Raw genomic sequence first — 15,452 nt, forward strand, 5'->3', positions numbered from 1 at the left:
GCCGCGTTTCTCGGTCGCCATCGGCGGCTCGGGCAATGTGCGGTTCGGCGGGACGACCGGCGATCTGGACGTCTCAATCGCAGGCTCGGGCAATGTGAATGTCGGCGCCGCGACAGGCCAGGTCAAACGCTCGGTTGTCGGCTCCGGGACCCTGAACATCGGGCGCTAAGACCCGAACTCTCCGCCGCGAGAGGAAGGCCCCCGGTCGTGGAACCCCGGGGGCCTTTTTCGTGTCCGCGGCACAGTGGGCGCCAGACATGAAAAAGCCCCGGCGGATCGCTCCGCCGGGGCTTTCTGCATCTAAAACCCGAAGGTCTTACATCGAGGCGTTCTTGGCCACGCCCTTGAAGCCGGTCAGGACACGCGTGATCGCGGGGACGCCCAGGTTGGCGCCAGCGCGGTCGCGAGCTTGCAGACCGCCGCCGAAGGCGTAACGGACGTTGAACGACCAGGTGTCGACGTCGACCGAGTCGATGTCAGCGCGCGTGTAGGCGGCGCCGACCGAGAACGGGGTGTCCTTGATTTCGTACTCGGCGCCGACGCCGTAGGTCCAGGCGTCAACGCTGCCGCCCGTGATGTCGACGTTGTTGTAGCTGACGCCAGCGTTCAGGCGCAGGTTCGGCAGGACGTAGTAGGCAGCGTCGCCGCCGACGGTCCAGACGTTGCCGATGCTGGTGTCGCTCCAGGCGACAGCGCCGGTCAGGGTGGCGTTGGCCAGGTACTTCTGGGCTTCAGCGCCGACGGTCCAGACGGTGTCGCCCGTGCCGATGGTGTTGGCGGCGACGAAGGCGCCGGCGCGGACGTCCGAGGTCCACAGCTTGGTGCCGTGAGCAGCCAGCATGGCCGAGGTGTCGTCGGTGCCCAGAGCCTTGGTGTAGTCGACAGCGCCGTTCAGGGTCACGGTCCAGTCTTGGACGGGCAGGGCGACGGTGCCGTCGACCGACCAGACGTCAGCAGCAGCCTTGAAGCCGTCTGCGTCGATCGACGGGTTCGTGTAGGAGACGGCGACCGAACCGATGGCGTCTTGAGCGAAAGCCGGAGCGGCGATCAGGGTGGCGGCGGCGGCCGTCGCGAGGAGGATCGTCTTCATTGTTCTTTTTCCTTAGCAGTCTGTGCCCCGGAGGGGAGCCGGGGAGGGCGCTGCTATCAGGACCCGGACGATTCCGGCATGAAACCGCCGTTAGATTAAGCACTTGCAACAGTACTGTGACGGTTCGGCCACGGGTTGTGTCTGCAATGTGTCACGCTCGCGGAGGACTTGGGGCAAGGGGTTAACGGGCGGCAATTCGCCGGTCATATAAGGAAGTCCTTATGTGATTGACGGCGAAGCTGATCTGCGGTCATCTGCAATTGTCGTGGTCTGCACGCGGTCTTCGGGGCGCGTGTAGCTAAGAGGGAAGCCGGTGTGAAACCGGCGCTGCCCCCGCAACTGTAAGCGGCGAGTCGAGGGTCCATATCGTGTCACTGGCGTTCCGGCGCCGGGAAGGCCGGGTCCGAGATGTCGACCCGTGAGCCAGGAGACCTGCCCCGACAGATAACGTCCTCCGGCGGGGTGCCCGGTCAGGCCGCTAGTGCGCCGCCGGACCCGTGTGTCCGCGTGGGCGTTCGCGCGTTCCTGTTCGAGACCTGGCCACAACACAGGTTTCAGACATGCACCGCCAAATCGCCCGGCTGGCGACCCACGCCCTTCACCGCATCAGCCCCAGGCGTGAGCTGGAGACGACGCCGGGGGGCGCAAAGCGCCATGCGGCCTCGCTGCTGTCCGCCGCGGCTGATCTGGGCGGCCTGATGAACATGGCGCAGGACAGCAGGACTGCGCGCGATGAGGCGTCACGCACATGAGCGTCACCCTGATCGACATGGTGTTCCCCGGGGACGCCAATCACCACGGCACTTTGTTTGGCGGCGTCGGCCTGGCGCATCTGGACAAGGTGGCCTTTCTGGCGGCGGCGCGTCATGCGCGACGGCCGACCGTGACCGCCAGCTGCGAGCGGATCGACTTCGCCGCTCCGGCCCGGATCGGAGAGATGGTCGAGGCCACCGGGCGCGTCGTGCGCGTCGGGCGGACCTCAATGGGCGTGGAGGTGGATCTGTGGGCTGAGGCGCCGGTCAGCGGCGAGCGTCGGCTGTGCACGCGGGGCGTCTTCAATATGGTGGCGCCGCGCCAGGACGGGCAGGGCGACCTGCCGCCTCTGCCGGCCAACGGTCAGAACGAAGGCGACGGCTGGCTCCGGGCGGTGGAGATGGTGTTCCCTGCCTGGACCAATCACTACGGCACCCTGTACGGCGGCGACGCCCTGAAGCTGATGGGCAAGGCCGCCTTTGTCTGCGCCACCAAGGAGGCGCGGGCGGTCATGGTCATGGCGGCGTCCAATCGCATAGACTTCGCAGAGTCTATAAGAGAGGGGGACATGATCGAACTGGCGTCGCGCGCCACCAAGATCGGACGCTCCTCCATAACCATAGAGGTCGAGCTGTGGTCCGAAGCGCTGCTGACCGGCGAACGCCGTCGCTCTGCCGTCGCAGAATTCGTCATGGTGGCGGTCGATGAGGCGGGCAGGTCGAGCCCTATCCAAAGACCCGAAAACAGCCCGCCGGGACACGGTTTCGCCGCTTGACGAAATCGGAATCGGTAGGCATAAGCCACCACTCTTGTTGGACCGGCTGTGCACTTCGGTGCAGACGCGGTTCGCAAGAACGACCTAAGTCACTGTTCTTTGCAGCTTCTTGGGATTTCACGGCCTTCGCGGGCAACTGCGTGGGCCGCTCGTTTTTGCGGATTTGCGTTTCCTGAGGGCTTTTGCCCGAAGGCCTCTGGTCTTTGAAATAGTTCACAGGGACGCGGTCCTCCGACCGCATTGGAAGTTAGCACCGATATGGATCAAAGCATCCGCATCAGGCTCAAGGCCTTTGATCACCGCGTCCTCGATTTCTCGACGCGCGAGATCGTCAATACAGCCAAGCGCACCGGCGCGACCGTTCGCGGTCCGATTCCGCTGCCGACCCTGATCGAAAAGTTCACCGTGAACCGCTCGCCGCACGTCGATAAGAAGTCGCGTGAGCAGTTTGAAATCCGCACGCACAAACGCGTGCTCGACATCGTCGACCCCACCCCGCAGACCGTGGACGCGCTCATGAAGCTCGACCTGTCCGCTGGCGTGGACGTCGAGATCAAGATTTAAAGTAGAAAGAGGCGGGATCCGATGCGCACGGGCGTGATCGCCAAGAAGCTGGGCATGACCCGCGTGTTCGCCGAAGACGGCGCGCACGTACCGGTCACTGTGCTGCAGCTCGACGGCTGCCAAGTCGTCGGCCAACGTACCCAGGAGCGTGACGGCTACGTCGCTCTCCAGCTGGGCGCTGGCACCAAGAAGGCCAAGAACACGGCTAAGGCTCAACGCGAAACCTTCGCGAAGGCCCAGGTCGAACCCAAGGCCTATGTCACCGAGTTCCGCGTTGACGCGGACGGTCTGCTGGACGTGGGCGCCGAGATTTCGGCTGAACACTTCCTGGTCGGCCAGAAGGTGGACATCCAAGGTGAAACCATCGGTAAGGGTTTCGCCGGCGCCATGAAGCGCTGGAACTTCGGCGGCCTTCGCGCCACGCACGGTGTGTCGATTTCGCACCGCTCGCATGGTTCGACCGGTCAACGCCAAGATCCAGGCCGCACCTTCCGCGGCAAGAAGATGGCTGGCCACTACGGTGCTGAAACCGTCACCACTCAGAACCTGACCGTCGTCCGCGTGGACGCCGAGCGTGGCCTGATCCTGATCAAGGGCGCTGTCCCCGGTCATGACGGCAGCTACGTCAAGGTTCGTGACGCCATCAAGAAGGCCCGTCCGGCTGAGGCCCCGTTCCCGGGCGCCGTCAAGTCGTCGAAGGCTGCTGCTCAACCCGCATCGACCCCGGCTGAAGAAGCCTCGGTGGAAGCGACCGAAGGCGGTGAAGCGTAATGAAACTCTCTGTCATCAAACTCGACGGCAAGGCTGCTGGCGACCTGGAACTGTCGTACGCCGTTTTCGGCATCGCTGACATCCGCGGCGACATCCTGGCCCGCACCGTGAACTGGCAACTGGCCAAGCGCCGCGCCGGTACGCACAAGGTTCAAACCCGCAACGAGAACTCTCGTACGGGCAAGAAGATGTACAAGCAAAAGGGCACCGGCGGCGCTCGTCACGGTTCGCGCCGTGCACCGCAGTTCGTCGGCGGCTCGCGTGCCTTCGGTCCGGTCGTTCGCGACCACGGCTTCTCGCTGCCGAAGAAGATCCGCGCGCTTGCTCTGCGTCACGCCCTGTCCTCCAAGGCGAAGTCCGGCGACCTGATCGTCGTCGACAGCGTCTCGGTCAAGGAAGCCAAGACGGCCTCGCTGCGCGAGACCTTCGGCAAGCTGGGTTGGACCAAGGCTCTCATCATCGCGGGTCCGGAAGTCGACACGAACTTCGGCCTGGCCGCACGCAACATCCCGCACATCGACGTGCTGCCGAACGCCGGCCTGAACGTCTATGACATCCTGCGGGCTGAAAAGCTGGTGCTGACCAAGGCCGCTATCGAGGCGATCGAAGCCCGCTTCAGCGATAAGGAAGCTGCGTAATGGCTGCTCAACCTACCGCCAAGCACTACGACACCATCCTGGCTCCGGTGATCACCGAGAAGGCCACGATCCTGTCGGAGCAGAACAAGGTTGTCTTCCGCGTTGCGGACACGGCCTCCAAGGACGAGATCGCTGCTGCGGTCGAAAGCCTGTTCAAAGTCAACGTCGTCAAGGTCAACACCCTGGTTCAAAAGGGCAAGACCAAGCGCTTCCGGGGTATCCTCGGCCGTCGCGTCGACATCAAAAAAGCTATCGTGACGCTGGCCGAAGGCCAGTCGATCGATGTGACCACGGGGCTCTGATCAGATGGCCTTGAAAACCTACAATCCGACTTCGCCGGGCCGTCGCGCCCTCGTGCTGGTCGACCGTTCGGAACTCCACAAGGGCCGTCCGGAAAAGTCGCTGACCGAAGGCCTGACCAAGTCGGGCGGACGTGGCCAGGGCGGTCGCATCGCGGTCCGTTTCCGTGGTGGCGGCGCCAAGACCCTGTACCGCAAGATCGACTTCAAGCGTCGTAAGTGGGACATGGTCGGCACGGTCGAGCGTCTGGAATATGACCCCAACCGTACGGCTTTCATCGCTCTCGTGACCTACGAAGACGGTGAAAAGACCTACATCATCGCGCCGCAACGCCTTAAGGCTGGCGACACGGTGATCGCGGGCGAAAAGACCGACGTGAAGCCTGGCAACGCCATGCCGCTGCGTTCGATGCCGGTGGGTACGATCATCCACAACATCGAAATGAAGCCCGGCAAGGGCGCTCAACTGGCCCGTTCGGCTGGCGCCTACGCCCAGCTGGTCGGTCGCGATCAGGGCTACGCCCAGATCCGTCTCGGCTCGGGCGAGCTGCGCATGGTCCTGGACGGCTGCATCGCCACTGTGGGCGCGGTTTCGAACCCCGACCACATGAACCAGAACCTGGGCAAGGCCGGTCGTAAGCGTCACATGGGCTGGCGTCCGCACGTTCGCGGCGTCGCCATGAACCCGATCGATCACCCGCATGGTGGTGGTGAAGGCCGGACCTCTGGTGGTCGCACCCCGGTTACGCCGTGGGGCAAGGACACCAAGGGCACTCGTACCCGCAAGAACAAGGCTACGGACAAGTACATCATCCGTACCCGCCACGTTAAGAAGGCTCGCTAAGAATGGCCCGCTCCTCCTGGAAAGGCCCGTTTGTCGACGGGTATCTGCTCAAGAAGGCCGACGCCGTTCAAACGTCGGGCCGCAAGGATGTGATCAAGACCTGGTCGCGTCGTTCCACCATCCTGCCGCAGTTCGTCGGTCTGACGTTCGGCGTCCATAACGGTCAGAAGCACGTTCCCGTGTCGGTCTCGGAAGAGATGGTCGGCATGAAGTTCGGCGAGTTCGCCCCGACCCGGAACTTCCCGGGTCACGCGGCGGACAAGAAGGCCAAAAGGAAGTAACCGATGGCCCAGACCAAGAACACCCGTCGGGTCGCCCCGACCGAGGCCCGCGCCAAGCTGGTCAACGTGCGCATCAGCCCGCAAAAGCTGAACCTGGTGGCCGCTTCGATCCGCGGCATGCCGGTCCAGAAGGCGCTGAACGAGCTGGAATTCAGCCGTAAGCGCATCGCTGGCGACGTACGCAAGGTCCTGTATTCGGCCGTTTCCAACGCCGAAAACAACCACAACCTCGACATCGACAACCTGGTTGTCGCCGAGGCCTTCGTGGGCAAGAACCTGGTGATGAAGCGTTTCGCGAGCCGCGCTCGTGGTCGCTCGTCGCGCATCCTGAAACCGTTCAGCGAGATCACGATCGTGGTCCGTGAAGCCGGCGAGGCCGCCTGATGGGACAGAAAATCAATCCGGTCGGTCTGCGCCTCGGCGTAAACCGCACGTGGGACAGCCGTTGGTTCGCCGCCGGCGCCGACTACTCCCGCCTGCTGCACCAGGACCTGAAGCTGCGCGAGTGGCTGAAGGAACGTCTGGCTGCTGCTGGCGTGTCGCGCATCATCATCGAGCGCCCGCACAAGAAGTGCCGCATCACCATCTACGCCGCCCGTCCGGGTGTCGTGATCGGTAAGAAGGGCGCTGACATCGAGAAGCTCCGCAAGGACATCTCGGCGCGCACCGAAGGTGAAGTTCACCTGAACATCATCGAAGTCCGCAAGCCGGAAACCGATGCGCAGCTGATCGCTGAGAACATCGCTCAGCAGCTCGAGCGTCGCGTGGCCTTCCGCCGCGCCATGAAGCGTTCGATGCAGTCGGCCATGCGTCTGGGCGCCAAGGGCATCCGGATGAACGTCTCGGGTCGCCTCGGCGGCGCCGAAATCGCTCGTATGGAATGGTACCGCGAAGGTCGCGTGCCGCTTCACACCCTGCGTGCTGACATCGACTACGGCTTCTATGAAGCCAAGACGACGTACGGCATCATCGGCGTGAAGGTCTGGGTGTTTAAGGGTGAAGTGCTCGAGCACGACCCGATGGCCCAGGACAAGCGTTGGGCCCAGGAAGCCTCGGGTCCTTCCTCGAACGAAGGCCGCGAACGCGGCGGCCCCCGTGGCGACCGCGGTCCGCGTCGCGACCGGGGACGTGAGAACTAAGTCATGTTGCAACCGAAGAAGACCAAGTACCGCAAGGCCTTCAAGGGCCGGATTCACGGCTCGGCCAAGGGCGGCTTCTCGCTGAACTTCGGCTCCTACGGCCTGAAGACCATGGAACCCGACCGCATCACCGCGCGTCAGATCGAAGCGGCCCGCCGCGCGATCACTCGCCAGATGAAGCGTCAGGGCCGCGTCTGGATCCGCGTCTTCCCCGACCTGCCCGTCACGGGCAAGCCGGCCGAAGTCCGGATGGGTAAGGGCAAGGGCGCTGTGGACCATTGGGCCGCTCGCGTGGCTCCTGGCCGCATCATGTTCGAAATCGACGGCGTGCCGGACGATGTAGCTCGTGAAGCGCTGCGTCTCGGCGCCGCCAAGCTGCCGGTCCGCACCAAGGTGGTCACCCGCCTGGATGCCGGCATCGTCACGGAGCAAGCAGCCTAATGACCAAGATTGCTGATCTGCGGTCGCAAACCAACGACCAACTGTCCGACGAGCTTCTGAAGCTCAAGAAGGAACAGTTCAACCTGCGCTTCCAGGCGGCCACTGGCCAGATGGAGAAAACCCACCGTGTGGGTGAAGTGCGCAAAGACATCGCTCGCATCTCGACGCTTCTGCGCGAGAAGCGTGCGGCCTCGTAAGGAAACGAATATGCCCAAGCGAATTCTTGAAGGCGTGGTCGTGTCCGACAAGGGCGAAAAGACTGTCGTCGTGAAGGTGGAGCGCACGCTGGTCCACCCGCTTCTGAAGAAGATCGTCCGGTCTTCGAAGAAGTACCACGCGCACGACGAAGCCAACGCGCTCAAGGTCGGCGACATCGCTCGCATCGTCGAGTGCGCCCCGAAGTCCAAGCTGAAGCGTTGGGAAGTCCTTTCCAACGCCTCCGCATCGTAATCAGAAGGATCTGATCTTATGATCCAGATGCAAACTAACCTGGAAGTGGCCGATAACTCGGGCGCCCGCCGGGTCATGTGCATCAAGGTGTTGGGCGGCTCCAAGCGCCGCTACGCCTCGATCGGCGACACAATCGTCGCGTCCGTGAAGGAAGCCATCCCGCGTGGCCGCGTGAAGAAGGGCGACGTCGTTCGCGCCATCGTCGTGCGCACCGCCAAGGACATCCAACGCAAGGACGGCTCTGTCATCCGCTTCGACAAGTCGGCTGCGGTCATCGTCAACAAGCAAAACGAGCCGGTCGGCACGCGGATCTTTGGCCCTGTTCCTCGCGAACTGCGCGCCAAGAACCACATGAAGATCATCTCGCTGGCTCCGGAGGTCCTGTAATATGGCCGCCAAGATCAAAAAGGGCGACCGCGTCGTCGTCCTGACCGGCAAGGACAAGGGCCGCACGGGTTCCGTGCTGAAGGTTCTGCCTACCGAAAACCGCGTTCTCGTCCAGGGCGTCAACATGGTTCAGCGCCACACGCGCCCGAGCCAGGCTGACCCGCAAGGCGGCATCAAGAACAAGGAAGCCTCGCTTCACCTGTCGAACGTCGCAATCGCCGACGCCAACGGCAAGGCGACCCGCGTCGGCTTCAAGATCGATGGGGACAAGAAGGTCCGCATCGCCAAGACGACGGGAGACGTCATCTGATGGCTACCGAAAAGTACACCCCGCGCCTCAAGGCCGACTATCAGGCCCGCATCCGTGCGGAACTGAAGACGAAGTTCGGCTACACCAACGAGATGCAGATCCCCAAGCTGGACAAGATCGTCCTGAACATGGGCATCGGTGAAGCTGTTGCAGACTCCAAGAAGGCGAACGCCGCCCTCAAGGACCTGACGGCTATCGCTGGTCAGAAGGCTGTCGCCACCAAGGCGCGCAACTCGATCGCTGGCTTCAAGCTGCGTGAAGGCATGGTCATCGGCGGCAAGGTTACGCTGCGCGGCGACCAAATGTATGAGTTCCTGGACCGGTTCATCACGATCGCGCTGCCGCGCGTGAAGGATTTCCGTGGTCTGAAGGGCACTTCGTTTGACGGTCGCGGCAACTACGCCACGGGTCTGAAGGAGCACATCGTGTTCCCCGAGATCAACTACGACCAGATCGACCAGATGTGGGGCATGGACATCATCGTCTGCACCACGGCCAAGACCGATGACGAGGCGCGCGCGCTTCTCACCGAGTTCAAGTTCCCGTTCGTGAAGAACTGAGCGGGAAGGGAAGAGAACAATGGCTAAAAAGAGCGCCGTAAACCGCAACGAAGCCGTCAAGGCTCTGGTTGCGAAGTATGCCGCAAAGCGCGCCGCCCTGAAGGCGACCGCTAACGACGAAAGCCTGCCGCTTGAGGAGCGCTTCGACGCGCGCCTGAAGCTGGCGGAACTGCCGCGCAACTCCGCGCCGAGCCGCATTCGCAACCGTTGCGAAGTGACGGGTCGTCCGCGTGCGTTCTATCGCAAGCTCAAGATGAGCCGTATTGCGCTGCGTGAACTCGGCAACCAGGGCCAGATCCCTGGCCTGACCAAGTCCAGCTGGTAAGGGGAGCGAACAGACATGATGATCAACGATCCCCTGAGCGACATGATCGCTCGCATCAAGAACGCGGCGACCCGCAAGCGTTCCAAGGTGCTGACCCCGGCTTCCCGTCTGCGCCAGCGCGTCCTCGACGTGCTGCAGGACGAAGGCTACATCCGCGGTTACAACCTGGTTCAGAACCCGGGTGAGTTTCCGCAGTTCGAGATCGAGCTGAAGTACTTCGACGGACAGCCCGTCATCGCCGAGATCGCTCGCGTGTCCAAGCCGGGCCGCCGCGTTTACTCCGCGATTGGCGATCTGAAGCCGATCAAGAACGGCCTCGGCATCTCGATCCTCTCGACTTCGAAGGGCGTCATGTCTGACGCTTCTGCGCGCGACGCCAACGTCGGCGGCGAAGTCCTCTGCAGGGTCTACTGATATGTCCCGTATTGGCAAGAAAACCATCGCAGTGCCGAAGGGCGTGACTGTCACGCTCGACGGCCAAAACGTCACCGTGAAGGGTCCCAAGGGCGAACGCTCCTGGACCGTCGCCGAAGAAATCGAAGTCACCCAGGAAGGCGACGAACTGTCGCTGGCCCTGCGTACGGACACGCAACGCGCTCGCGCGATGTGGGGCCTGTCGCGCACCCTGGTCGACAATATGGTTGTCGGCGTCACGACTGGCTTCGAGAAGTCGCTTGAACTGGTCGGCGTGGGTTACCGCGCCGCCATGAAGGGTGATGCTCTGTCGCTGCAACTCGGCTTCTCGCACGAAGTCGACATCGCTCCGCCGGCTGGCGTCAGCTTTGCTGTTCCGAAGCAAACCGAGATCAAGGTCTCCGGTTCGGACAAGCAAGCCGTCGGTCAGATCGCCGCGGTCATCCGCAAGCTGCGTCCGCCTGAGCCTTACAAGGGCAAGGGCGTCCGTTACGCGGGCGAGAAGGTCCGTCGCAAGGAAGGCAAGAAGAAGTAAGTCATGGCTCTTTCTCTTCGACAACAAGCCAAGCGCCGCTCGGAGCGCACTCGTCGCCGCCTGAAGGCCGTCGCCAACGGTCGTCTGCGTCTGTCGGTGTACCGTTCGGACAAGAACATCTCGGCCCAGATCATCGACGACGCCGCTGGCGTGACCGTCGCTTCTGCTTCGTCGCTGGAAGGCGGCCGCGGCAAGAAGGGCTCGGACGCTGCTGCTGCTGCTGCAATCGGCAAGCTGATCGCCGAACGCGCCATCGAGAAGGGCGTCAAGGACGTCGTCTTCGACCGTGGCGAGTACATCTATCATGGACGGGTGAAGGCGCTGGCGGAAGCCGCGCGCGAAGCCGGCCTGAACTTCTAAGGGACGCGAAGCATGGCGCATCAACCCCAGCGCGGCGGCGGCGGCAACGATCGCAACCGTCGTGACAATCGCAACGCTCCCGCTGTCGACGGTCCGGATTCGGACATCGTCGAGAAGCTGGTGCACATCAACCGCGTTGCGGCCACCGTTAAGGGCGGACGTCGTTTCTCGTTCGCCGCTCTGATGGTTGTCGGCGACGGCAAGGGTCGCGTTGGCTTCGGTCACGGTAAGGCCCGTGAAGTGCCGGAAGCCATCCGCAAGGCGACTGAAGAAGCCAAGAAGACGATGATCCGCGTTCCGCTTCGCGAGAACCGCACCCTGCACCACGACGGCAACGGCCGTTGGGGCGCTGGCAAGATCATGATGCGCGCTGCCCCTCCCGGCACCGGCGTCATCGCAGGCGGTCCGATGCGTGCAGTCCTCGAAACCCTCGGCGTTCAAGACGTTGTGGGCAAGTCGACCGGCTCGTCGAACCCCTACAACATGATCCGTGCAACGTTCGAAGCACTGAAGGTCCAGTCCTCGCCCCGTCAAGTCGCGTCCAAGCGCGGCAAGAAGGTCGCGGATCTGATGGGCCGTCGCAACGACGGCGCCTCGGCGCCTGAAGCTGTGGAGTCCTGATCATGGCTGAGAAGAAGACTGTCACCGTCAAGCAGACCGGTTCGCCGATCCGCCGCAAGAACGACCAACGCGCCACCCTGGTGGGCCTGGGTCTGAATCGCCTGGGTCGTGAATCGACGCTGGAAGACACGCCTTCGGTTCGTGGGATGATCGCAAAAGTCGCCCACCTCACCGAGATCGTCGAAAAGTAAGCCGTTGCGCCCTCTCCCGAAACCGGGGGAGGGCGTTTCTGCACTTGCAGATACCCGAAGGGCCGCCTAGAAGCGGCCCTTCATTTTTTCACCGCCGAGTCCGGACAAATGTTCCGGGCGCTAGCACCCGAAAGGATCAGGCATATGAAACTGAACGAAATCCGCGACAACGAAGGCGCACACAAGAAGCGCATGCGCGTCGGCCGTGGCCCGGGTTCGGGCAAGGGCAAGACCGCTGGCCGTGGCGTCAAGGGTCAGAAGTCGCGTACGGGCGTCAGCCTGCTGGGCTTTGAAGGCGGTCAAATGCCGCTGTACATGCGTATGCCCAAGCGCGGCTTCAACAACCCGAACGCGCTGAAGCTGGCTGAAGTGAACCTGTGGCGCCTGCAAGACGCCATCGACGCTGGCAAGCTGGACGCCAAGTCGGAACTGAAGGGCGACGCCCTGGTCGCTGCTGGCGTGATCCGTCGCGTCAAGGACGGCGTGCGTCTGCTGGGCACCGGCGAGCTGAAGCAAGCCCTGAACCTGGTCGTCTGGTCGGCAACCTCGGGCGCCATCAAGGCGATCGAAGCTGCTGGCGGCACCGTGGTGCAAGAGCGTATCGCTGCAGAAGCCAAGGCTGCTGCCCGCCTCGAGAAGCGCAACGCCGCCAAGGGCAAGGCTCCGGCTCCCAAGGCGCCGCGCGGCGACGAGAACAAGATCTCGGCTCGCACCAAGCGCACCGCCGCCAAGGCATAAGCAAACCCGTCGTTGCGGCGATTAGGTCGTGACCTGATTACACCTGCGACGACGAAAGAACGGAAGCGGCTCTCGCATGAGAGCCGCTTTCCGCCTATCTGACGACTCTCTCAGTCGTGGGGACGCATAAATGGCTTCGGCCGCAGAACAACTCGCCGCCAATATGAACATGGGCTCGTTCGCGAAAGCGACCGAGCTGCACAAGCGCCTGCTGTTTACCCTGGGCGCTCTGCTGGTTTATCGCATCGGCACCTACGTGCCGATCCCGGGCATCAACTCGCAGGCCTTCCTGCAGTTCTTCCAAGACCCGAGCGGTCAGCGCGGCATCCTGGACATGTTCAACATGTTCTCGGGCGGCGCGGTGGAGCGTATGGCCATCTTTGCACTGAACGTGATGCCGTACATTTCGGCGTCCATCATCGTGCAACTGATGGGCACCGTGTATCCGCCCTGGGAGAAGCTGAAGAAGGAAGGCGGCGAAAGCGGCCGCAAGCAGCTGAACCAGTACACCCGTTACCTGACGGTGTTCCTGGCTCTGGCGCAGTCCTTCGGCATCGCGGCGGGCCTGAACGCCCAGGCCGGCCTGGTCGACAACCCCGGCATCTTCTTCATCGTCTCGACGGTCGTCACCCTGACCGGCGGCACCATGTTCCTGATGTGGCTGGGTGAGCAGGTTACGGCGCGCGGCGTCGGCAACGGCATCTCTCTGATCATCTTCGCAGGCATCGTGGCGGTTCTGCCGTCCACCATCGCCCGTCTGCTGGGCCTGGCTCAGCAAGGTCAGATGTCGGCCTTCGCCCTGCTGTTCATCGCCATTCTGGCTGTGGCCACCGTGGTCTTCATCGTCTTCATGGAACGCGCCCAGCGCCGTCTTCTGATCCAGTATCCGAAGCGCCAGGAAGGCAACCGCATGGCTGGGGGCGAGCGTTCGTTTCTGCCGCTGAAGGTCAACACTGCGGGCGTTATCCCGCCGATCTTCGCCTCGTCGCTGCTGATGCTGCCGACGACGGTTGCGACCATGACCGCCAACGCTGACCTGCCCAGCTGGGCAAGCTGGCTGCCGCTGGTGACGGCGCAGCTGACGCACGGCCAGCCGCTGTTCATGGTGCTCTACGCCGCCCTGATCATCTTCTTCTGCTTCTTCTACACCTCGATCACCTTCAACCCTGAAGACACGGCCGAGAACCTGCGCAAGTACGGCGGCTTCCTGCCGGGCATCCGTCCGGGCAAGCGTACGGCGGAATATCTGGACTATGTCCTGACCCGCCTGACGGTGATCGGCGCCGCCTACATCACCGCCGTCTGCCTGCTGCCTGAGTTCATCGTCAGCCAGTTCGGCAACAGCCTGTACTTTGGCGGAACGTCTATCTTGATCGTCGTGTCGGTCACGATGGACACTGTGGCCCAGATTCAGTCTCAACTGCTGGCGCACCAGTACGAAGGCCTGATCAAGAAGGCCAAGCTGCGCGGTCGCGGCGGTCGTGGCGCTCCCACGCCTGTCCGTCGCTAAGTCCAAACTTTGAAGACCAAGCCTAGGGGAGGGCTTAAAGCGTGAACTTGATCCTGTTCGGACCGCCGGCGGCGGGCAAGGGCACCCAGGCGAAACGGCTGGTGGAAGAGAAGGGCATGGTCCAGCTCTCCACCGGCGACATGCTTCGCGCGGCGATCGCTTCGGGCTCGGAGCTGGGAAACAAGGTCAAGGACGTGCTGGCGCGGGGCGATCTGGTCACCGACGAGATCGTCATCGCCCTGATCGAAGACCGTCTGGACGAGGCCGAGGCCGCTGGTGGAGCCATCTTCGACGGCTTCCCCCGCACTGTCGTTCAGGCCGAGGCGCTGGACGCCATGCTGGCCAAACGCGGCAAGCAGATCGACGCCGTGGTCCGCCTGAAGGTGGATGACGACGCCCTGCTGGAACGTGTCGCCAAACGCTATGCCGACCAGGGCCGCCCCGACGATAATCCTGAGTCCTTCGTGGTGCGTCTGGAAGCCTACAACCACAACACCGCCCCGCTGCTTCCCTACTATGAGACGCAGGGCAAGCTGACTGAGGCCGACGGCATGGGCTCCATCGAATCGGTGGCCAAGGCCATCGACGAGGCACTCGCCTGAAATCTGAACCGGGGTTTGGCGTGACGCGCGTTTTCGGGCATTGATCGTCCGATGACCGAACGCGCCGCCAGCCCTTCGGAAAAGTCCCGCCTGCGCCGGTGGCGCATGGCGGGCATATTCACCGCCGTCGCTGTCGCCGAGATCGGCCTGTTCCTGCTGCTGGGACAGGTGAGGGGACCCAAGGCCTCGCCGGTGATCGACCCGCAGCCGTTTGAGGTCATTCTCTACGATCCCCCGCCGCCGATCTCTCGGGATCCGCCAGCGCCCAAGGCCGGGGGAGGCGCACCTGCTGCGCCCGCCACTATTCACACACCGCCGCCACCGCCTAAGCCGCGTCCGCCGGAACTGCCTGCGCCGCCCGCCAAGGCGCCTGAGCCGGCGCCCGTTGTCGGCATCGCCCCGACGCCGTCAGTCGAACCGGGTTTCGGCCAGGGCGGGCAGGGGACAGGAAGCGGGAGCGGTACAGGCTCTGGAAAGGGCCCGGGCAGCGGCTCGACCGGCCCGCGAATCGTCACAGGTCCGACCATCGGCCAGATCCGGGATATGCACCCCGCCAACGCCCGCAGCCGCTATGGTCGGGTGGAGCTGTCATGCGTTATCCGCCTGGACAGTCGGCTTGAGGCCTGCCGCGTGCTAGAAGAGACCCCGGCGGGCTTGGGCTTTGGTGCTGCGGGCCTGCGGGTCGCGGGCTATTTCCGCTTTCAGCCGCCGACAGAAAACGGCCGTCCGATCGAAGGGCAGAGGGTCACGGTGGGGGTCGACTTCGGCCGTCCGCCGCGTTGACAAGCCCGAAGACGTTGACGCCCTGTGAATCATATGTATAAGGGCGGCTTCCCGCGAAGGGCGCCACGCTC

Annotated in this window: 27 protein-coding genes and 1 riboswitch; of the genes, 26 read left to right on the plus strand and 1 reads right to left on the minus strand. The window is 63.5% G+C overall.

What is annotated here, in order from left to right; genetic code table 11:
• Positions 1-316: 316 nt before the first annotated feature.
• Positions 317-1,090 (minus strand): porin, encoded by a 774-nt coding sequence (locus QZ281_RS12945; protein WP_292229003.1) that lies wholly within the window; start codon positions 1,088-1,090, stop codon positions 317-319.
• A gap of 249 nt (positions 1,091-1,339) precedes the next feature.
• Positions 1,340-1,545, plus strand: a riboswitch (cobalamin riboswitch).
• A gap of 105 nt (positions 1,546-1,650) precedes the next feature.
• On the opposite strand from QZ281_RS12945, the gene QZ281_RS12950 reads away from it, so the two are divergent.
• From QZ281_RS12950 to QZ281_RS13075, 26 genes are all read left to right on the plus strand, one after another.
• Positions 1,651-1,842 (plus strand): hypothetical protein, encoded by a 192-nt coding sequence (locus QZ281_RS12950; protein ID WP_292229005.1) that lies wholly within the window; start codon positions 1,651-1,653, stop codon positions 1,840-1,842.
• Positions 1,839-2,618: an acyl-CoA thioesterase gene (locus QZ281_RS12955; protein WP_292229007.1), complete on the plus strand. Its 780-nt coding sequence runs from the start codon at positions 1,839-1,841 to the stop codon at positions 2,616-2,618. The genes QZ281_RS12950 and QZ281_RS12955 overlap by 4 nt, the downstream gene beginning before the upstream one ends.
• Before the next feature lie 258 nt (positions 2,619-2,876).
• The gene (rpsJ, locus tag QZ281_RS12960; protein ID WP_003164367.1) at positions 2,877-3,182 is read left to right on the plus strand and encodes a 30S ribosomal protein S10; all 306 of its coding nucleotides are present in this window, start codon (positions 2,877-2,879) and stop codon (positions 3,180-3,182) included.
• 21 nt (positions 3,183-3,203) lie between these two features.
• Positions 3,204-3,953: a 50S ribosomal protein L3 gene (gene rplC, locus QZ281_RS12965; RefSeq protein ID WP_292229010.1), complete on the plus strand. Its 750-nt coding sequence runs from the start codon at positions 3,204-3,206 to the stop codon at positions 3,951-3,953.
• On the plus strand, positions 3,953-4,591 hold the full coding sequence (gene rplD, locus QZ281_RS12970; RefSeq protein WP_292229012.1) for a 50S ribosomal protein L4: 639 nt from the start codon (positions 3,953-3,955) through the stop codon (positions 4,589-4,591). Before rplC ends, rplD begins: the two co-directional genes overlap by 1 nt.
• The gene (locus QZ281_RS12975; RefSeq protein WP_087119318.1) at positions 4,591-4,893 is read left to right on the plus strand and encodes a 50S ribosomal protein L23; all 303 of its coding nucleotides are present in this window, start codon (positions 4,591-4,593) and stop codon (positions 4,891-4,893) included. The genes rplD and QZ281_RS12975 overlap by 1 nt, the downstream gene beginning before the upstream one ends.
• A gap of 4 nt (positions 4,894-4,897) precedes the next feature.
• Positions 4,898-5,734: a 50S ribosomal protein L2 gene (gene rplB / locus QZ281_RS12980; RefSeq protein WP_292229013.1), complete on the plus strand. Its 837-nt coding sequence runs from the start codon at positions 4,898-4,900 to the stop codon at positions 5,732-5,734.
• 2 nt (positions 5,735-5,736) lie between these two features.
• Complete coding sequence (gene rpsS, locus QZ281_RS12985; RefSeq protein ID WP_183203624.1) at positions 5,737-6,015, plus strand: 30S ribosomal protein S19; 279 nt, start codon at positions 5,737-5,739, stop codon at positions 6,013-6,015.
• Between the two features lie 3 nt (positions 6,016-6,018).
• Positions 6,019-6,399: a 50S ribosomal protein L22 gene (gene rplV / locus QZ281_RS12990; RefSeq protein WP_201100520.1), complete on the plus strand. Its 381-nt coding sequence runs from the start codon at positions 6,019-6,021 to the stop codon at positions 6,397-6,399.
• A complete protein-coding gene (gene rpsC, locus QZ281_RS12995; RefSeq protein ID WP_248117204.1) occupies positions 6,399-7,154 on the plus strand; it encodes a 30S ribosomal protein S3 in 756 nt (251 codons plus the stop codon). The genes rplV and rpsC overlap by 1 nt, the downstream gene beginning before the upstream one ends.
• Before the next feature lie 3 nt (positions 7,155-7,157).
• Positions 7,158-7,595, plus strand: a complete 438-nt coding sequence (rplP, locus tag QZ281_RS13000; protein ID WP_292229017.1) for a 50S ribosomal protein L16 — start codon at positions 7,158-7,160, stop codon at positions 7,593-7,595.
• Positions 7,595-7,792, plus strand: coding sequence for a 50S ribosomal protein L29 (rpmC, locus tag QZ281_RS13005; RefSeq protein WP_292229018.1), 198 nt, complete (start codon positions 7,595-7,597; stop codon positions 7,790-7,792). The genes rplP and rpmC overlap by 1 nt, the downstream gene beginning before the upstream one ends.
• A 10-nt stretch (positions 7,793-7,802) precedes the next feature.
• Positions 7,803-8,045: a 30S ribosomal protein S17 gene (gene rpsQ / locus QZ281_RS13010; protein WP_292229020.1), complete on the plus strand. Its 243-nt coding sequence runs from the start codon at positions 7,803-7,805 to the stop codon at positions 8,043-8,045.
• Between the two features lie 18 nt (positions 8,046-8,063).
• Positions 8,064-8,432, plus strand: a complete 369-nt coding sequence (gene rplN, locus QZ281_RS13015; RefSeq protein ID WP_003164378.1) for a 50S ribosomal protein L14 — start codon at positions 8,064-8,066, stop codon at positions 8,430-8,432.
• A 1-nt stretch (position 8,433) separates the two neighbouring features.
• Positions 8,434-8,742, plus strand: a complete 309-nt coding sequence (gene rplX / locus QZ281_RS13020; RefSeq protein WP_201100516.1) for a 50S ribosomal protein L24 — start codon at positions 8,434-8,436, stop codon at positions 8,740-8,742.
• Positions 8,742-9,302 carry a 50S ribosomal protein L5 gene (gene rplE / locus QZ281_RS13025; RefSeq protein WP_292229024.1) on the plus strand — a complete coding sequence of 187 codons (561 nt, stop codon included), beginning with the start codon at positions 8,742-8,744 and terminating at the stop codon, positions 9,300-9,302. Before rplX ends, rplE begins: the two co-directional genes overlap by 1 nt.
• 19 nt (positions 9,303-9,321) lie before the next feature.
• On the plus strand, positions 9,322-9,627 hold the full coding sequence (gene rpsN / locus QZ281_RS13030; protein ID WP_201100514.1) for a 30S ribosomal protein S14: 306 nt from the start codon (positions 9,322-9,324) through the stop codon (positions 9,625-9,627).
• A 15-nt stretch (positions 9,628-9,642) separates the two neighbouring features.
• A complete protein-coding gene (gene rpsH, locus QZ281_RS13035) occupies positions 9,643-10,041 on the plus strand; it encodes a 30S ribosomal protein S8 (RefSeq protein ID WP_135195331.1) in 399 nt (132 codons plus the stop codon).
• Between the two features lies 1 nt (position 10,042).
• Complete coding sequence (gene rplF, locus QZ281_RS13040) at positions 10,043-10,576, plus strand: 50S ribosomal protein L6 (protein ID WP_292229030.1); 534 nt, start codon at positions 10,043-10,045, stop codon at positions 10,574-10,576.
• A gap of 3 nt (positions 10,577-10,579) precedes the next feature.
• The gene (rplR, locus tag QZ281_RS13045; protein ID WP_292229031.1) at positions 10,580-10,936 is read left to right on the plus strand and encodes a 50S ribosomal protein L18; all 357 of its coding nucleotides are present in this window, start codon (positions 10,580-10,582) and stop codon (positions 10,934-10,936) included.
• Positions 10,937-10,948: 12 nt separating this feature from the next.
• Positions 10,949-11,557, plus strand: coding sequence for a 30S ribosomal protein S5 (rpsE, locus tag QZ281_RS13050; RefSeq protein WP_271164723.1), 609 nt, complete (start codon positions 10,949-10,951; stop codon positions 11,555-11,557).
• 2 nt (positions 11,558-11,559) lie between these two features.
• Positions 11,560-11,748 (plus strand): 50S ribosomal protein L30, encoded by a 189-nt coding sequence (gene rpmD, locus QZ281_RS13055; RefSeq protein WP_184277823.1) that lies wholly within the window; start codon positions 11,560-11,562, stop codon positions 11,746-11,748.
• A gap of 144 nt (positions 11,749-11,892) precedes the next feature.
• Entirely contained in the window at positions 11,893-12,486 is a 594-nt protein-coding gene (gene rplO, locus QZ281_RS13060) for a 50S ribosomal protein L15 (RefSeq protein ID WP_292229033.1), read from the plus strand.
• A gap of 130 nt (positions 12,487-12,616) precedes the next feature.
• On the plus strand, positions 12,617-13,996 hold the full coding sequence (gene secY / locus QZ281_RS13065; RefSeq protein ID WP_219353644.1) for a preprotein translocase subunit SecY: 1,380 nt from the start codon (positions 12,617-12,619) through the stop codon (positions 13,994-13,996).
• Positions 13,997-14,037: 41 nt separating this feature from the next.
• Entirely contained in the window at positions 14,038-14,598 is a 561-nt protein-coding gene (locus QZ281_RS13070) for an adenylate kinase (protein ID WP_292229035.1), read from the plus strand.
• A gap of 51 nt (positions 14,599-14,649) precedes the next feature.
• The gene (locus tag QZ281_RS13075) at positions 14,650-15,381 is read left to right on the plus strand and encodes an energy transducer TonB (protein WP_292229037.1); all 732 of its coding nucleotides are present in this window, start codon (positions 14,650-14,652) and stop codon (positions 15,379-15,381) included.
• Positions 15,382-15,452: the final 71 nt, after the last annotated feature.

Source organism: Brevundimonas sp. (assembly GCF_018608325.1).
Classification (GTDB): domain Bacteria; phylum Pseudomonadota; class Alphaproteobacteria; order Caulobacterales; family Caulobacteraceae; genus Brevundimonas.

Bases quoted from the DNA above. Each gene is read 5' to 3' on its own strand.
- QZ281_RS12945 (WP_292229003.1), bottom strand. From the start codon at position 1,090: ATGAAGACGATCCTCCTCGCGACGGCCGCCGCCGCCACCCTGATCGCC.
- QZ281_RS12950 (WP_292229005.1), top strand. From the start codon at position 1,651: ATGCACCGCCAAATCGCCCGGCTGGCGACCCACGCCCTTCACCGCATC.
- QZ281_RS12955 (WP_292229007.1), top strand. From the start codon at position 1,839: ATGAGCGTCACCCTGATCGACATGGTGTTCCCCGGGGACGCCAATCAC.
- rpsJ (WP_003164367.1), top strand. From the start codon at position 2,877: ATGGATCAAAGCATCCGCATCAGGCTCAAGGCCTTTGATCACCGCGTC.
- rplC (WP_292229010.1), top strand. From the start codon at position 3,204: ATGCGCACGGGCGTGATCGCCAAGAAGCTGGGCATGACCCGCGTGTTC.
- rplD (WP_292229012.1), top strand. From the start codon at position 3,953: ATGAAACTCTCTGTCATCAAACTCGACGGCAAGGCTGCTGGCGACCTG.
- QZ281_RS12975 (WP_087119318.1), top strand. From the start codon at position 4,591: ATGGCTGCTCAACCTACCGCCAAGCACTACGACACCATCCTGGCTCCG.
- rplB (WP_292229013.1), top strand. From the start codon at position 4,898: ATGGCCTTGAAAACCTACAATCCGACTTCGCCGGGCCGTCGCGCCCTC.
- rpsS (WP_183203624.1), top strand. From the start codon at position 5,737: ATGGCCCGCTCCTCCTGGAAAGGCCCGTTTGTCGACGGGTATCTGCTC.
- rplV (WP_201100520.1), top strand. From the start codon at position 6,019: ATGGCCCAGACCAAGAACACCCGTCGGGTCGCCCCGACCGAGGCCCGC.
- rpsC (WP_248117204.1), top strand. From the start codon at position 6,399: ATGGGACAGAAAATCAATCCGGTCGGTCTGCGCCTCGGCGTAAACCGC.
- rplP (WP_292229017.1), top strand. From the start codon at position 7,158: ATGTTGCAACCGAAGAAGACCAAGTACCGCAAGGCCTTCAAGGGCCGG.
- rpmC (WP_292229018.1), top strand. From the start codon at position 7,595: ATGACCAAGATTGCTGATCTGCGGTCGCAAACCAACGACCAACTGTCC.
- rpsQ (WP_292229020.1), top strand. From the start codon at position 7,803: ATGCCCAAGCGAATTCTTGAAGGCGTGGTCGTGTCCGACAAGGGCGAA.
- rplN (WP_003164378.1), top strand. From the start codon at position 8,064: ATGATCCAGATGCAAACTAACCTGGAAGTGGCCGATAACTCGGGCGCC.
- rplX (WP_201100516.1), top strand. From the start codon at position 8,434: ATGGCCGCCAAGATCAAAAAGGGCGACCGCGTCGTCGTCCTGACCGGC.
- rplE (WP_292229024.1), top strand. From the start codon at position 8,742: ATGGCTACCGAAAAGTACACCCCGCGCCTCAAGGCCGACTATCAGGCC.
- rpsN (WP_201100514.1), top strand. From the start codon at position 9,322: ATGGCTAAAAAGAGCGCCGTAAACCGCAACGAAGCCGTCAAGGCTCTG.
- rpsH (WP_135195331.1), top strand. From the start codon at position 9,643: ATGATGATCAACGATCCCCTGAGCGACATGATCGCTCGCATCAAGAAC.
- rplF (WP_292229030.1), top strand. From the start codon at position 10,043: ATGTCCCGTATTGGCAAGAAAACCATCGCAGTGCCGAAGGGCGTGACT.
- rplR (WP_292229031.1), top strand. From the start codon at position 10,580: ATGGCTCTTTCTCTTCGACAACAAGCCAAGCGCCGCTCGGAGCGCACT.
- rpsE (WP_271164723.1), top strand. From the start codon at position 10,949: ATGGCGCATCAACCCCAGCGCGGCGGCGGCGGCAACGATCGCAACCGT.
- rpmD (WP_184277823.1), top strand. From the start codon at position 11,560: ATGGCTGAGAAGAAGACTGTCACCGTCAAGCAGACCGGTTCGCCGATC.
- rplO (WP_292229033.1), top strand. From the start codon at position 11,893: ATGAAACTGAACGAAATCCGCGACAACGAAGGCGCACACAAGAAGCGC.
- secY (WP_219353644.1), top strand. From the start codon at position 12,617: ATGGCTTCGGCCGCAGAACAACTCGCCGCCAATATGAACATGGGCTCG.
- QZ281_RS13075 (WP_292229037.1), top strand. From the start codon at position 14,650: ATGACCGAACGCGCCGCCAGCCCTTCGGAAAAGTCCCGCCTGCGCCGG.